Raw genomic sequence first — 211 nt, forward strand, 5'->3', positions numbered from 1 at the left:
AGAGGGCTTTGAAGAGAAGCAATTAGAGGAGACATGGCTGACCCAACCAGCGCTGTTTGTGACTGAATATGCCCTGGCCCAGTTGTGGATGAGTGTGGGGGTGAAACCCATCGCGCTGATCGGGCACAGTCTGGGAGAATATACGGCCGCCTGTATAGCTGGAGTGTTCAGCTTGGAGGAAGGGCTGGAGCTGGTGAGCGTCCGTGGGCGA

At 56.9% G+C, this 211-nt stretch carries 1 protein-coding gene; it reads left to right on the forward strand.

Features of this window, described 5'->3' with window-relative positions; all coding sequences use genetic code 11:
• Positions 1-211: acyltransferase domain-containing protein (locus tag LCF57_RS28150; protein WP_225998878.1), on the forward strand; the 211-nt coding region annotated here is incomplete at both ends.

Source organism: Paenibacillus sp. BJ-4, from assembly GCF_020404765.1.
Taxonomy (GTDB): domain Bacteria; phylum Bacillota; class Bacilli; order Paenibacillales; family Paenibacillaceae; genus Paenibacillus.